The organism is Mesorhizobium sp. L2C066B000 (assembly GCF_000502335.1).
Taxonomy (GTDB): Bacteria; Pseudomonadota; Alphaproteobacteria; order Rhizobiales; family Rhizobiaceae; genus Mesorhizobium.
On record NZ_AYWZ01000001.1, the window covers coordinates 1498639 to 1511980 of the forward strand.

11 protein-coding genes and 1 pseudogene are annotated in these 13342 nt (G+C 63.0%); 8 read left to right on the plus strand and 4 right to left on the minus strand.

The annotated features are described in order from the left end of the window. Positions 1 to 59: 59 nt before the first annotated feature. The 6 genes and pseudogenes from X733_RS159010 to X733_RS158990 all read left to right on the plus strand — a co-directional run bounded on the left by X733_RS159010 (position 60) and on the right by X733_RS158990 (position 6260). Entirely contained in the window at positions 60 to 746 is a 687-nt protein-coding gene (locus X733_RS159010) for a hypothetical protein (RefSeq protein ID WP_023818048.1), read from the plus strand. A gap of 104 nt (positions 747 to 850) precedes the next feature. Continuing rightward, positions 851 to 1588 carry a dienelactone hydrolase family protein gene (locus X733_RS159005; RefSeq protein WP_023670405.1) on the plus strand — a complete coding sequence of 246 codons (738 nt, stop codon included), beginning with the start codon at positions 851 to 853 and terminating at the stop codon, positions 1586 to 1588. Between the two features lie 95 nt (positions 1589 to 1683). Beyond that, positions 1684 to 2863: pseudogene (locus X733_RS01000000165945) on the plus strand (NAD(P)/FAD-dependent oxidoreductase). 215 nt (positions 2864 to 3078) lie between these two features. Next, positions 3079 to 3639 carry an RNA polymerase sigma factor gene (locus X733_RS159000; RefSeq protein ID WP_023818049.1) on the plus strand — a complete coding sequence of 187 codons (561 nt, stop codon included), beginning with the start codon at positions 3079 to 3081 and terminating at the stop codon, positions 3637 to 3639. Between the two features lie 2 nt (positions 3640 to 3641). Next, positions 3642 to 5753 carry a VWA domain-containing protein gene (locus tag X733_RS158995; protein ID WP_023818050.1) on the plus strand — a complete coding sequence of 704 codons (2112 nt, stop codon included), beginning with the start codon at positions 3642 to 3644 and terminating at the stop codon, positions 5751 to 5753. Positions 5754 to 5993: 240 nt separating this feature from the next. Beyond that, entirely contained in the window at positions 5994 to 6260 is a 267-nt protein-coding gene (locus X733_RS158990; protein ID WP_031193098.1) for a hypothetical protein, read from the plus strand. 8 nt (positions 6261 to 6268) lie between these two features. Here X733_RS158990 and bmt read toward each other — a convergent pair whose 3' ends face one another. After that, on the minus strand, positions 6269 to 7291 hold the full coding sequence (gene bmt, locus X733_RS158985) for a betaine--homocysteine S-methyltransferase (protein ID WP_023818052.1): 1023 nt from the start codon (positions 7289 to 7291) through the stop codon (positions 6269 to 6271). A gap of 115 nt (positions 7292 to 7406) precedes the next feature. Then, complete coding sequence (locus tag X733_RS158980; RefSeq protein WP_023818053.1) at positions 7407 to 8264, minus strand: helix-turn-helix transcriptional regulator; 858 nt, start codon at positions 8262 to 8264, stop codon at positions 7407 to 7409. A gap of 224 nt (positions 8265 to 8488) precedes the next feature. Between X733_RS158980 and X733_RS158975 the strand changes: the two genes are divergently transcribed. Together X733_RS158975 and X733_RS158970 are read left to right on the plus strand one after the other, a co-directional pair. Then, complete coding sequence (locus tag X733_RS158975) at positions 8489 to 9499, plus strand: fatty acid desaturase (RefSeq protein WP_031193099.1); 1011 nt, start codon at positions 8489 to 8491, stop codon at positions 9497 to 9499. A 91-nt stretch (positions 9500 to 9590) separates the two neighbouring features. Beyond that, a complete protein-coding gene (locus X733_RS158970) occupies positions 9591 to 10418 on the plus strand; it encodes a PhnD/SsuA/transferrin family substrate-binding protein (RefSeq protein WP_023818055.1) in 828 nt (275 codons plus the stop codon). Here X733_RS158970 and X733_RS158965 read toward each other — a convergent pair. Both X733_RS158965 and X733_RS158960 read right to left on the minus strand, forming a co-directional pair. Next, a complete protein-coding gene (locus X733_RS158965) occupies positions 10383 to 11690 on the minus strand; it encodes a Xaa-Pro peptidase family protein (protein WP_023818056.1) in 1308 nt (435 codons plus the stop codon). The two genes, X733_RS158970 and X733_RS158965, sit on opposite strands and share 36 nt — an antisense overlap. A 54-nt stretch (positions 11691 to 11744) precedes the next feature. Beyond that, positions 11745 to 13274 carry a glycosyltransferase family 39 protein gene (locus tag X733_RS158960; RefSeq protein WP_023818057.1) on the minus strand — a complete coding sequence of 510 codons (1530 nt, stop codon included), beginning with the start codon at positions 13272 to 13274 and terminating at the stop codon, positions 11745 to 11747. Between the last annotated feature and the right edge of the window lie 68 nt (positions 13275 to 13342).

The window sequence follows — 13342 nt, forward strand, 5'->3', positions numbered from 1 at the left end:
GCCAACATCATCCACAAGGAAGTCTGGCGGAGCGCTTTCTCCGACCCGGACAAGAAGGGATGATTGCGCGGCGCCGGGCTGACGAGATAGCGGCCGCGCTTTCCGCCGACGGCCTCATCCTGCGCGGCGGCTTCAATTTCGCAACAAGCGAAACGCCGCCGCATGGCCCTTCAGTTGCCCCCGCCAAATCCGTGCTGTTGGTGGGGCAGGCGGGAGCGGCACCCTGGCCGCATTTCCTGCGCTGGCGCGACCGGCAACCGCAAACCATTGCTAATCCGCTCGACACATGGTCGCGCGCAGTGATCGGTGCGGTGGCGGAGAAATTCGGCGCGCGCGCCGTTTCGCCTTCGGACAGACCTTATCTGCCGTTCCAGCAATGGGCGATGCGAGCGGAGGGGCTGAGACCGTCGCCGCTGGGCATCCTGATGCATCCGCAGTACGGGCTCTGGCATGCCTATCGCGGCGCGTTGCTGTTCGAAGACGAGATCGCGGCTCCAGAAGCTCACGCATCGATTCACCTTTGCGACGCCTGTGTGGCAAAACCTTGCCTGAAATCCTGTCCGGTTGACGCCTATTCCGCGGATGGTTTCGCTCATCAGGCTTGCTTGGCGCATGTGCGGGGATCGAAGGGCGAACCATGCCGCGGCGGCGGCTGCCTCGACCGCAACGCTTGTCCGTATGGCACGGCCCATCGCTATCCGCCTGAGGTTCAGGCCTTTCACATGACGGCGTTTGCTGGCCTGTAGCGGCGTTGAACGCCTGCACAAAGTGTTGAACGGGATTGTCAGGGAACGGCTTGCCCTGACAATGCCTGCTTATATGTATCGCACGACAATCAATGGGGCGAGCCATGGCGAAGCAGGACATTGAGATAGAGACCGGAGACGGCGTGGCGAAGGCGGGATTGTTCCGTTCGGCGACTGTTTCCCCGGTCAAGGCCGGTATCATTCTCTACATGGACGCCTTCGGTCCGCGACCGGCGCTCGACGCAATGGCGGAGCGGCTGGCGGGTGAGGGCTATGCGGTGCTGGTGCCGGATCTTTTCTATCGCAAAGCACCCTACGGGCCGTTCGAGCCCAAGACCGCTTTCGTCGTCGAGGAGACCAAGGTCGCGCTGACGGCGTTGGTCCACGGCACGACACAGCACATGACCATCCGCGACAGCAGGGCGTTCCTCGACACGCTTACCGCTGAAGGTGTCACCGGACCGGTCGGTGTCGTCGGATACTGCATGGGCGGGGCGCGGGCCTTGAATGCGGCTGCAACCTATCCCGATCGCATCGTGGCGGCGGCAAGCTTCCATGGCGGCAATCTGGCCAGCGATGCCGCCGACAGTCCGCACCGCAAGGCTGCAATGATCAAGGCGCGGGTCTATGTCGGAACGTCTGGGGTGGACCGCAGCTTTCCGCCGGAGCAGTCGGCTCGACTGGCCGAGGCGCTGCGCGTGGCGGAAGTCGACCACGTCATCGAAAACTATGCCGGCATGGCGCATGGCTGGTGCGTGTCGGATCACAGCGTCTTCAACGCGGCCGGCGCCGAGCGCCACTGGAAGCGACTGACGACGCTGTTCGCCGAGACGCTGATCTAACGAGGCGTTGCCTGAAGTCGCAACGAACGGGTAGAGACTGCACGATTGGCGCGGCCTGTTAAAACAGCGCCAGTCGAGCGGGAACGAACAGCCTGATGCAATCCTATGATGTCGTGGTGATCGGCGCCGGTGCGGCCGGAATGATGTGCGCCATCGAGGCGGGCAAGCGCGGCCGCTCGGTCCTGGTGCTCGATCACGCGACAAAGCCCGGCGAGAAGATCCGCATCTCCGGCGGCGGCCGCTGCAATTTCACCAACATCCACACCAGCCCGAAGAATTTCATCTCCGGCAATCCGCATTTCTGCATTTCGGCGCTCAGCCGCTACACGCAAGGCGACTTCATCGCGCTCGTCGAACGCCATGGCATTGCCTATCACGAGAAGACGCTGGGACAGCTGTTTTGCGACGGCTCGGCGCGCCAGGTCATCGACATGCTGGTTTCCGACATGCAGGATTGGGGTGTGGAACTGGCGTTGTCGACCGAGGTGAGGAACGTCAGCAAGACCGCGGACGGGTTTGTGCTGACGCTCTCCGCTGGCAGCGTCGCTTGCAGCTCGTTGGTCGTGGCTTGCGGGGGCAAGTCGATCCCCAAAATGGGCGCGTCCGGTTTCGGCTACGAGCTTGCGGCGCAATTCGGCCTTGCGGTGGTGGAAACACGGCCGGCGCTGGTGCCGCTTACCTTCGACGCAAGAACGCTGGAGCGGCTGGCGCCTTTGGCCGGCAATGCCGTCGATGCCGAAGTCGCCTGCGGCAAGACGCGGTTTTCAGAAGCGATGCTGTTTACGCATCGCGGCTTGAGCGGGCCTTCCATCCTGCAGATATCGTCCTATTGGCGCGAGGGCGACGAGATCCGCATCGCCATGCTGCCGGGGAGGGATGTGGCGGAACTGCTTCGCGCCGCCCGGCGCGTCAACGGCAGGCAAGCGGTGCAGACGGTGCTTGCAAACCATTTGCCGAAGCGCCTTGCGCAAGCAGTCGCCGAGCGCAGTGGGATCGATGGCAATCTCGCTGATTTGACAGACCTGCAAATGAAAACCGTCGAAGCCGCCGTCAACGACTGGCGCATCAAGCCGGCCGGCTCCGAGGGTTACCGCACGGCGGAAGTGACGCTTGGCGGTGTCGATACCAACGGGCTCGATCAGAAGACGATGCAGGCGAAATCCGTGCCGGGGCTGTTTTTCATCGGCGAAGTCGTCGATGTCACGGGCTGGCTGGGCGGCTATAATTTTTCAGTGGGCTTGGTCGTCCGGCTGGGCCTCGGGCCAGGTGTGCTGATATTCAGGTGAGGCCGGCCTGCAAACGACGGCTTTCTGTGCTTCCGGTGCTCGCGTACCAAAAGTACGCTCCGCTCCGGTTCTCGAAATCCATCGTTTTCGGCTCGGCCTGACCTGAATCTCAGCGCACCTGTTGCGCGTGCATCCGTCGCCTCGGAAAAAAATCTTTCCATAACCCCAAGGATTGGCCATTAGCCTTCGTCCAACAGGCAAATGATGGCGATGATGCTGGATGAAAGCGAAGCCTCCGACGCCGAATTGATCGGGCGGGCGAAGGGCGGAGACAGGGGTGCCTTCGGCAAATTGCTGGAGCGGCACTACGACTTCGTTTATCGCGCCGCCTATCGCTGGTGCGGAAAGAAGGCCGATGCCGAAGACATCGCCCAGGAGGTCTGTGTCCGTCTCGGCAAGGCGATCCGCGACTACCGCGGCGGCGGCGCGTTCACGACATGGCTCTATTCCGTGACGCTGAACGCGGCGCGCGACATGATGCGCAAGACCACGCGCGAAAACGTCAAGGCCGAGGCTTTCGGCGCCTACAGCATGATTTCGGGAGAGGCCTCGGCCGAGCCCGAAGATCCCTCTGAGGCGCTCTGGGCAGCGGTGCGGCAATTGCCGGACAAGCAGCGCGATGCAGTACTTCTGGTCTATGGCGAAGGGTTGAGCCATGCGGCCGCCGCCGAGGCGATGGCAATCTCGGAGACGACGGTTTCCTGGCACATCCATGAAGCGAAGAAACGGCTGAAGACGTTGATTCGTTCAGCCGGGGAAGTGTGACCATGGTCGACGACAACGAACTCGACAGGCTGCGCGACGCAGCAGTACCGGCGCCCGGGGAAAGCGCGAAGGCACGCGCCTTCGAAGCCGCCATGCGCGCCTATGATCAGGAAAATATTTCTGCCGTCACCCAAGGATCGGTCGGCGGGCTTCGTCTCACAGAGCGAGCACAAAAGCTCTGGAGCGAGATCATGCAAAAGAAACTCATCGCCACGCCAGCCATTGCCGGGCTCGTCGCCCTGCCGATCGCCGGATACGCCACCTTTCATATGCTGAGGGAACAGCCGTCGCCGTTCGGCAGCGACGAGAAGATCACTGAGACGCTGGCCGACAAGCCGGCAACCAATGGGCCGGCGATCAACGCGCCGGTAAAAGACAAGCAGGCGCCTGAAAGCGACAAGAAGGCCGACGCCGACGCGCGAAGCCGCGACACTACTACGACGCTTACGCCGCCCGCGCCGCCGAAGCCCGAATCGACCGTTGCTGTCGCCCCTGCGCAGCAGGATGCGCTGGGGCGCGGCGTGTTGGCCGAGCCTGCGCCAGTTGAGAGCCGCGAGTTTTCGCTTGACGGCACCGCTGCCCCGGCCGGCGGCGCGCGGGTCGACCGCATGGCCGGCGCGACCGAATCCAAGTACCTGGCGCAGCCCTCTACCATGCCGGCCGACCAGATTGCGCCGCAGGAGCCAAACCGCGACCGCGTCGAGGATTTCAAGACCAATCCAGTGCATGCAGCGCTTCAGGATCCGGTCTCGACCTTCTCGATCGACGTCGACACCGCTTCCTATTCCTTCGTCCGCGGCTCGCTGAAGCAGGGCTACCTGCCGCAGGCCGACACGGTGCGCGTCGAGGAGATGGTCAATTACTTCCCCTATGACTGGAAGGGTCCGGACTCGGCTTCGACGCCGTTCAATTCGACCGTCAGCGTCATGCCGACGCCGTGGAACGGGCACACCAAGCTGATGCACGTCGCCATCAAGGGCTTCGACATCAAGCCGGTCGAGCAGCCCAAGGCCAATCTGGTGTTCCTGATCGACGTCTCGGGTTCGATGGACGAGCATGACAAGCTGCCGCTGCTCAAGTCGGCTTTCCGGCTGCTGGTCAGCAAGCTCAAGGCGGACGACACCATCTCGATCGTCACCTATGCCGGTGACGCCGGCACCGTGCTGATGCCGACCAAGGTTACCGAGAAGGACAAGATCCTCAACGCCATCGACAATCTGTCGCCCGGCGGCTCGACGGCCGGCGAGGCGGGCATCAAGGAAGCCTACAGGCTTGCCCAGCAGTCCTTCGTCAAGGACGGCATCAACCGTGTGATGCTGGCCACGGACGGCGACTTCAATGTCGGCCAGACCGATGACGACGATCTGAAGCGGCTGATCGAGCAGGAGCGCAAGACCGGCGTCTTCCTGTCGGTGTTCGGCTTCGGCCGCGGCAATCTGAACGACCAGATGATGCAGACCATCGCCCAGAACGGCAACGGCACCGCCGCCTATATCGACACGCTGGCCGAGGCCGAGAAGGTTCTGGTCGAGGATGCCTCCTCGACGCTGTTCACCATCGCCAAGGACGTCAAGATCCAGGTCGAGTTCAATCCGGACAAGGTCTCGGAGTACCGGCTGATCGGCTATGAAACCCGCGCCTTGAACCGCGAGGACTTCAACAATGACCGCGTCGATGCCGGCGATATCGGCTCCGGTCATTCGGTGACCGCCATCTACGAGATCACGCCGAAGGGCAGTGGCGGCGAGCAGATGGATCCGCTGCGCTACGGCCAGGCCGCGGTCGACAATGGCGGCGTCGCCAACGCCGACGAATATGCCTTCGTGAAAATCCGCTACAAGCTGCCGAACGAAGACGTCTCGAAGCTGATCACCACGCCGGTGACGTCGGCCAACGAGGTCGCGTCCTTCGACCAGGCCAGCACCGACCAGCGTTTCTCCATCGCTGTCGCCGCCTTCGGCCAGAAGCTGCGCGACGAGGATGCGACCGCGAAGTTCGGCTACGACAAGATCATGGAGATTGCCACCGCCGCCCGAGGAGCCGACCCGTTTGGGTACAGGTCCGAGTTCCTTTCGCTTGTGCGCCTTGCCTCGGCGCTCGGCGGTAACCGGTAGTGGCAATACAGCCGGTTCCTTTCAGACGGGGGTCGTTCTGATACGGGGAACCGGCTACGGGCGGGTGAGGCAGGCCGGCGGGGGAAACCCTGCCGGCCTTTTTTCGGATCGATTAATCCGAAGCGCACAGATGATCCGCCTGATCGTTAAATTGCGCGGCTTTTCCGGAACGTCATCGCAATGCCCTGCTATTATTGCATGGGGTCGGGACTGGGCTTGGGGAGCCGGGAATTGCAGATCATGAACATTGGAAACACGACGCCGGCGGTGAGACTCACGCAGGCGTCGGGAACGCTGTCGCCAGAATCCAGGCGCATCATGGATGACGTCGACGCAGCCCGGAATACCGCAAAGTCGGCGCTGACCAATGACCGCTTTCGTGTCATGCTGGAGCAGATCGGCAGTCCGCAGTCGTCGGGTGACCTGGTGACGATGAATGAAAGCGCCGACAGCACCGCCCTGGATTTCAAGACGGCGCTATCGCGTTACGCTGAAAACAGCGAATAAGTTCGATATCAGGCCCGGCTGCGGCGGCGTTCGCGGCGGGCTTCGCTGGTCTCGGCGGTGTTTTCCGTCGCCACCTTGTTGCGCATCGGACCGATGCGTTCGACGATCGCCGCGACGGTCGGGCGTTCGGATTTGGTGTGCGCGTCGAGCGCCTTGCGCATGGCGGCAAGGTGCTGGAACGACGTGCCGCAGCAGCCGCCGATGATCTTCGCGCCGCCATCCACCGCCAGCCGGACATAGTCGGCCATCAGCTCCGGCGTGCCGGAATAATGGATCTCGGTGCCACGAAATTCGGGAATGCCGCAATTGCCCTTGACGATCACCGTCGCTTCCGGCTTCGCCTCGGTCATGTCGAGCAGCGAGGCCAGGATGTCGGAGGCGCCGACACCGCAATTGGCGCCGACACCGAGCGGTGTCTCTGAAAGTCCGTCGACGACGCCGTGGATATCCCTGGGCAGCAGGCCCATCATGGTGCGGCCGGCAGTGTCGAACGAACCGGTATAGGCGTAGGGCAGGCCGACGCGGATGGCGGCCTCCGCCGCGGCGCGGATTTCGTCCGGCGCAGACATGGTCTCGATCCAGGCGACTTCGGCGCCGCCTTCCTTCAAGCCTTCGATCTGTTCGGCGAAGGCCTCGACCGCCTCGTCATAGGTCATGGCGCCGAGCGGCACCAGCAACTCGCCGGTCGGCCCGACCGAGCCGGCGACGATGACTTTCCTGCCGGCCTTGTCGGCGACAGCGCGGGCAATCTCGGCGGCGCGCTTGTTCAGCGCATGTACACGGTCCTGCGCATGGTGCAGCTTCAGCCGGTGGCGCGTGCCGCCGAACGAGTTGGTGAGAATGATATCGGCGCCGGCGTCGACGAAATTCTGGTGCAGGCTGGTGATGGTGTCGGGCGCTGTCTCGTTCAGCAACTCCGGCGCTTCGCCGGCCTCCAGACCCATGGCGAACAGATTGGTGCCGGTGGCGCCATCGGCGAGCAGCACGCCCTTTTCGGCCAGCAGAGCATCGATGGGATTGTTCGCGGTCATCGGATCGACTTTCAGATATTTGAATGGAATAAGGATATAAAGAAGTCTTTATGTCCAGTCAATGTGTTTGCGACCTGCAATTGCCGCGCGGCGCACCTTTCCGGGGCGTTGGGGATCAGGCAGAACCCGATGGAAATGACGCGCCGGCCAGATTGCGCGCGTAGGCGGCGGCCTCATGCGGGTTGATGTCGGCGGCCCGGATCAGATTGTCGAAATGCTGGGTCAGCGCTTGGACCGGCTGGGTGGCGTTCAGCACGACATACATGTCGCCGACATAGATGGCGGCGCGATAAGGGCCGAAGATGGTCAGCGGGATGGAATAGCGCATGCGGCCGTCATAGAGGAACAGGCGGAAGGTGGGGTAGAGATCGTCAAGCAGCGTCGCCATATGGGCAAGCTGCTGCCGGCGGTCAGCCTCGGGAAAGCGGTCCCAGACGCCCAGGCCGCGGGCGAAGATATCAAGCGTATGGCGCGGCATGCAGACCTCCATGTCGGTCTCAGGGCGCCGGTTGTACTCGATGCGGTACTGCGTCTCGCTCGCCTGCGCCAGACGGCTGCGGTTGGTGATGTTGGCTTCGTAGTCGACCAGCTGGCGTGTGCGCAGGAGGTCGGGAATGCCGGCCGGCACATAGCGGATCTTGGTGCCTGCGGCCTCGGCGAACCATTTGGCGAGCAGCGTGCGGTCGAAGCCGTCGGGCGCCTCTTCGATCTCCAGGCTTTCGCGGATTTCGCCGGTGACGCCTTCATCCTGGGACAGGCCGAGCAGCCAGTCCAGCGAGATCTTGAATTCGGCGGCGATGTTGAGCAGCGTTTCGGCACGTGGCAGGCGCGTCGAGGCGCCGGACATCAGTTGCGACAGCGCCGACCGGTCGATGCCGACTGCTGACGCGAAGGCCGACTGGTTGAGATCGGACCGTGTCAGGAGCAGCTTCAGGCGCTCCCGGAAGATTGCCGAAAGGTCCCGTTTGTCCACTGTTCGTTCTCCGCGCTCTCTTAGGAAAAATTTGCGCCCGAGCCGTCGGATCAGCACTTCCAGCGTAAATGAATCCGTAGGGTTGTTTACAATGTTTAACATCTGCGGTCGAAAATGCGCAATCGCAACATTTTGTACACTTTGTCTCGTTGAGCGGAATTGCTTCTCCTGACACTATGCTGTCAGGAACCAATTCCGGCGACTGAGGGGCAGTGGTCGATAGCATGACAGGCAAGCGCATCAAGCGACGCGACGCAGCGGCCATCGAGTGGCCGACCGTGGTCCTCGCTTTCTTCTGTTACGGAATGTGGCTCGCTGCCGGGCTCCTGCTCTGGCCCTCTTATCCGATCCCGGCACTTCTTCTCCTCGGCTTCATCCTGGCCTTGCAGTCGTCGATCATGCACGAAGTGCTGCATGGCCATCCGACGCGCAGAGCGCTCATCAACGAAGCCTTCGTCTTCCTGCCGATCGGCCTGGTCTGGCCGTTCCGTCGCTTCAAGACGCTTCATTTGCGCCACCACGCCGACGAGCGCCTGACCGATCCGCTCGACGATCCCGAGAGCTATTACCAGGCGCTGTGGATGCATGACGATCTGCCGCCGACGATGAAATTCCTGCTCAAGATAAACAACACCATGGCCGGCCGTTTCTTTCTCGGCCCTTGGCTGTCCTGCATCGGTTTCTTCGTCGACGACGCCAGGCATGTGATTGCCGGCGACAAGGTGATCGGCAAGGCATGGCTGCTGCATGCGATCGGCCTCGCCATCGTGGTGCCGATCGTGCAGTTCGGCTTCGGCATTCCGGTATGGCTCTACATTCTGGTGCCGGTCTGGCTCGGCCAGTCGCTGATCGCGGTCCGGACTTTCGCCGAACATCAGTGGTCCGAGCACCCTGAAGGACGCACGGTGATCATCGAGCGCTCGCCGCTGTCGTTCCTGTTCCTCAACAACAATCTGCACTTCGTTCACCACAAGACCCCGACCCTTGCCTGGTACAGGCTGCCAAAACTGTTTGCCGACCGCCGTGACGAGTGGCTGCGGATGAACAATGGCTACGCCTATCCGAACTATTTCGCACTGATCAAGGCCTACGCCTTCAAGGCCAAGGAGCCGATCGTGCACCCGGTGCTGCGCCGCCAGGCCGAGCCGGGCAGGGCGTTCAAGCCGCGCATCAGGGCGCGCAGCATCAGCGGGCTTGGCAGCGCGCCGGTTCCGGCCGAGCCGCCGAAGGAATAATCCCCGGACTTCCCGAACCCGTGTCGGTCAATTCTGATTGGACGCCGCGTTTTTGCGATCCTTTCCCGAGCCATGATGATTGAGTATCGGCATGAGTGATTTGGTTGCGGCATTGCCGATGTATGACTGGCCCGAAGTGCGCGGCGAGGTCGACGCGCAATGGGCAGCGTTGCGCGATGCTTTTCGGCACAAGGGCGTCGATGGGCCGCAGACAATCGTGCGCCGCAATGGCGACCTGCCGCCGGTGCCGGGCGGTATCCACGACGCCGAGGGCAGACTGATCGCGCCCGATCCGGCGATACTGCCGCCGGACGAACTCGACCATCACCAGCTTTGGCTGCATCCGGCGCTGCTGTTCGCGCAGACCTGCTGGGGGCCGATGGAACTCGGCCTGAGCAAGCATGTGCAGGTGGTCGGCCAGCCGAGCTACGACGCTTACGAGGGCGGCGAAGGCGAACTCTATTCGAGCGCGCTGGTGATGCTGACGGGCGAGGGACCGGAGGTTCGCTCGCCCGCGGATGGCAAAGCCTCGCTGCCGCTCGATCTGATGCGCGGCAAGCGTTTTACCTACAACAGCCTCGATTCGATGTCGGGCATCATTGCACTGGCGCGCGATCTGCAGGCCGCCGGCGAAAGCCTGGATATCTTTTCCTCGCGCAGCGAAAGCGGTGGCCATCGCGACTCGATCGTCGCGGTCGCCGAGGGCAAGGCGGATATAGCTGCCATCGACTGTGAGAGCTGGGCGCTGGCGCAGCGTTTCGAGCCTGCGGCAAACGCCGTGAAGGTCGTCGGCTGGACGGCAAGGCGCAAAGGCCTGCCCTACATCACCGCCAGGACGACGCCGGAAAAGACGCTCAAGGCTCTGCGCGAGGCGCTTGCCGGATCAGCCGAGCAGCCTCGCATCCAACGGGTAGGTTGAAAGCTGCTCGTTACCGGTCTCGGTGATCAGGATCTGTTCCTCGATCTTGACGCCCTCATGGCCGCCGAGACGGCCGATATAGCTTTCCACGCACAGGACCATTCCCGGCTCCAGCACGCCATCGGGCGTGTCCGGCGTCCAGTCGCTGGCATGCGGCAGGGTTGGATACTCGTCGGCCAACCCGACGCCATGATAGAGCACGCCGTAGCGCGCCGGGAAGCAATCTCCCGGCGGCACCACGGACCGTTCGACCAGGTCGCGGAAGGAAATGCCGGGCTGCATTAGTTGCGTGTTGTGGGCGATCTGGTCGGCGGCGATGCGGAACAGATCGCGCTGCTCGTTCGACGGCTTGGCGTCACCGCACAGCCAGGTGCGCGAGAGATCGGCGCAGAAGCCGTAGGGACCGATCAGGTCGGTGTCGAAGGCGACGAGGTCGCCTGCTTCGATCACGCGCGATGAGCATTCCTGGAACCACGGATTGGTGCGCGGCCCTGAGGCAAGCAGCCGCGTCTCGATCCATTCGCCGCCGCGCGCAATGTTGCCGCGGTGGAGTTCGGCCCACAATTCGTTTTCGGAAATGCCCGGCATCAGCGCCTTCTCCATTTCACCCATCGCCGCTTCGCAAGCGACGATTGCGCGGCGCATGGCGAGGATCTCGTCCGGCGATTTGATCAGCCGCGCATTTTCCATCACCGCTTCGCCATTGCCGATCGAAATGCCGAGGCGGGCGAGTTCCTCGACGCCTTCCGGGTTGATGTGGTCGACGGCAATGCGGCTGTTGCCGCCGCCATGCTCCTTGACCAGATCGGCGATGCCGGCCGCCCAGCGGCGGACTCTGTGCTCGGTCAGCTCGCCGCCATAGAGATACATCCACGACACTGCCGGCCGCACCTCGTCGACGACGCCGGAATGATCCGACAGATGCTCGCAGGAGAAATAGTCGAACAGCACCACGGGTCCCTCAGTGGCGACGAAGCAGTGGCGGGTCGGATTGTGCGCGACCCACAGCTGCATGTTGGTCGAATCGGTAGCGTAGCGCATGTTGACGGGGTCGTAGAGCAGCGCGCCGGCGTAGTTTCGGCGCTTCAGTTCGGCTCGGACGCGCTCGAGCCGGTATTGGCGCGTAGCGGCAAGATCGGGCGCGGCGATGCCTGCCGCTTGCCATTCGGTTTCAGCCAGCGCGCCATAGCCCAGCACATGCTGGTTCAGCGACGCCGCTTTCTGGCGCGAGGCGTCGCGCAAGGCTTCGACGGAGCCCGGCTCGAACGGCATGATCTTGCGATGACGACCGAACCCTTGTTTCTCCACCCGACGCCTCCTGCCGACTTACTGTGGCTCTGCGCCCGCGGCCGCTTTCTTCAGCCGCGTGACCGTCAGCGTGCGGGTGGGCGGCTCGCTGTCGAACAGCATCGGGACGACCAACTGCTGCGGCGAGCCATCAGCGACATAGCCGGCCTCGCTCAAGGCCCGCAGGATGCCCTCAGGAGGTTCCTTGTCATTGGCCATCACGAGCACCGCCGGCTCGATCAGCAAATGGCCGAAGTCCGGCATCTCGTCGTCGAGCACGACCAGATCGGGATCGACAAGACGCAGATTTCCCACCCAGTGCCAGCTCGATATCGCCGTGCGAACCGGACCGTTTGCCGTCAGCTGGCCATAGAGCGACTGGTAGTCGACACGCACGATGCTGCCGCGGCTGTCGCCGCCATTGAGGTGCGTGTACCAGGTCACCGGCAGCACGAGCATGGCAAGCGTTGCGCCGACAAAGACGACGACGTCCTGCACCTTCCTTCCCTTGTCGCCTCTGGCATCCATCCGCAAGGCCAGCGCGACCGGCAGCAACACAAGGATGGGAAGCATCCAGCGATCGCGAAATTGCGTCGTCCCGCTCGCCAGGACGAGCACGATGGTCATCGCCAGGGCAAAAGCGATGGTGCGCCACACCAGTTTCTCGGTCCATGGCGCCGGTTGCAGCGCGGGCGCTGGCTTTTTCCATGCGATGAGCAAAGCCGCGACGAATATGCCGGCCGGCAACACGGCGAAATACAGGATAGCCTTGCCCAGTCCGCGCATTCCGTAGAATGCGGTTTGTATGGCGCTTTCTCCTCTGCCCATGCCGAAGCCGCCGCTGTGCGACAGCAACTGGTCGGTGTAGGTCAGGTTCCAGTAGAGCGTCGGCAGGCAAAGCAGCACCGCCACGACAAGGCTGATCGAAAACCGGCGGTTGAGGATGACGCCGCGCGTTTCGCGCAGCGACAGGGTGGACAGGATCAGCGCGCCGAGAAAGATCGCGTTGTTGTATTTCGACAGGATGGCGGCGGCCATCGCCACGCCAAACAGCACATAGGTGGCCAGGGAACGCCGCTGCACCAGTTCGACGAGCGCAAGAAACAGCACCACTGAAAAACAGAAAGCGGCGATCGAGTGGGTGAGGGCGTGCTGCATCTCCCACACCATCTGCGGAAACAACAGCAGGCCGAACAATGCGGCGGCGCCAGCGCGGCTGGAATAGCCCAGGCGGCGGACAGCGATGAAAACCGACGCCAGCGCCGCTCCGATCAGTAGGTACTTCACGATCTTGAGCGCGAGGATGTTCGTTCCGACCACGGCGGCGACGAGGCGGGCGAGCCAGGTGTAGAGCGGCGGCTGCGAGCCGCCATAGCCAGCCCAGAGGTAGCGCATGTACATCAGCTGTTCGGAATCGTCGACGCCGACACCGGTTCCCACGACATGGGACAGCAGCGCCATCACCACGATCTGGACGACGCAATAGACCGCGACGCAGACCAGCGCGGCGTTGAAGGGACCGACCTTGCCTTCGCAGAGCCAGTCCGTCCATTTCTCTAGATACTGCAAGGGGATCGTCTTTTCATCGAGGGAAAATGCCTGCGGCCAACTGCCGAAGGCCCCTTACACGATCTCAC

Bases quoted from the DNA above. Each gene is read 5' to 3' on its own strand.
- X733_RS158995 (WP_023818050.1), top strand. From the start codon at position 3,642: ATGGTCGACGACAACGAACTCGACAGGCTGCGCGACGCAGCAGTACCG.
- X733_RS159005 (WP_023670405.1), top strand. From the start codon at position 851: ATGGCGAAGCAGGACATTGAGATAGAGACCGGAGACGGCGTGGCGAAG.
- X733_RS158990 (WP_031193098.1), top strand. From the start codon at position 5,994: ATGAACATTGGAAACACGACGCCGGCGGTGAGACTCACGCAGGCGTCG.
- X733_RS159000 (WP_023818049.1), top strand. From the start codon at position 3,079: ATGGCGATGATGCTGGATGAAAGCGAAGCCTCCGACGCCGAATTGATC.
- bmt (WP_023818052.1), bottom strand. From the start codon at position 7,291: ATGACCGCGAACAATCCCATCGATGCTCTGCTGGCCGAAAAGGGCGTG.
- X733_RS159010 (WP_023818048.1), top strand. From the start codon at position 60: ATGATTGCGCGGCGCCGGGCTGACGAGATAGCGGCCGCGCTTTCCGCC.
- X733_RS158970 (WP_023818055.1), top strand. From the start codon at position 9,591: ATGAGTGATTTGGTTGCGGCATTGCCGATGTATGACTGGCCCGAAGTG.
- X733_RS158975 (WP_031193099.1), top strand. From the start codon at position 8,489: ATGACAGGCAAGCGCATCAAGCGACGCGACGCAGCGGCCATCGAGTGG.
- X733_RS158965 (WP_023818056.1), bottom strand. From the start codon at position 11,690: ATGCCGTTCGAGCCGGGCTCCGTCGAAGCCTTGCGCGACGCCTCGCGC.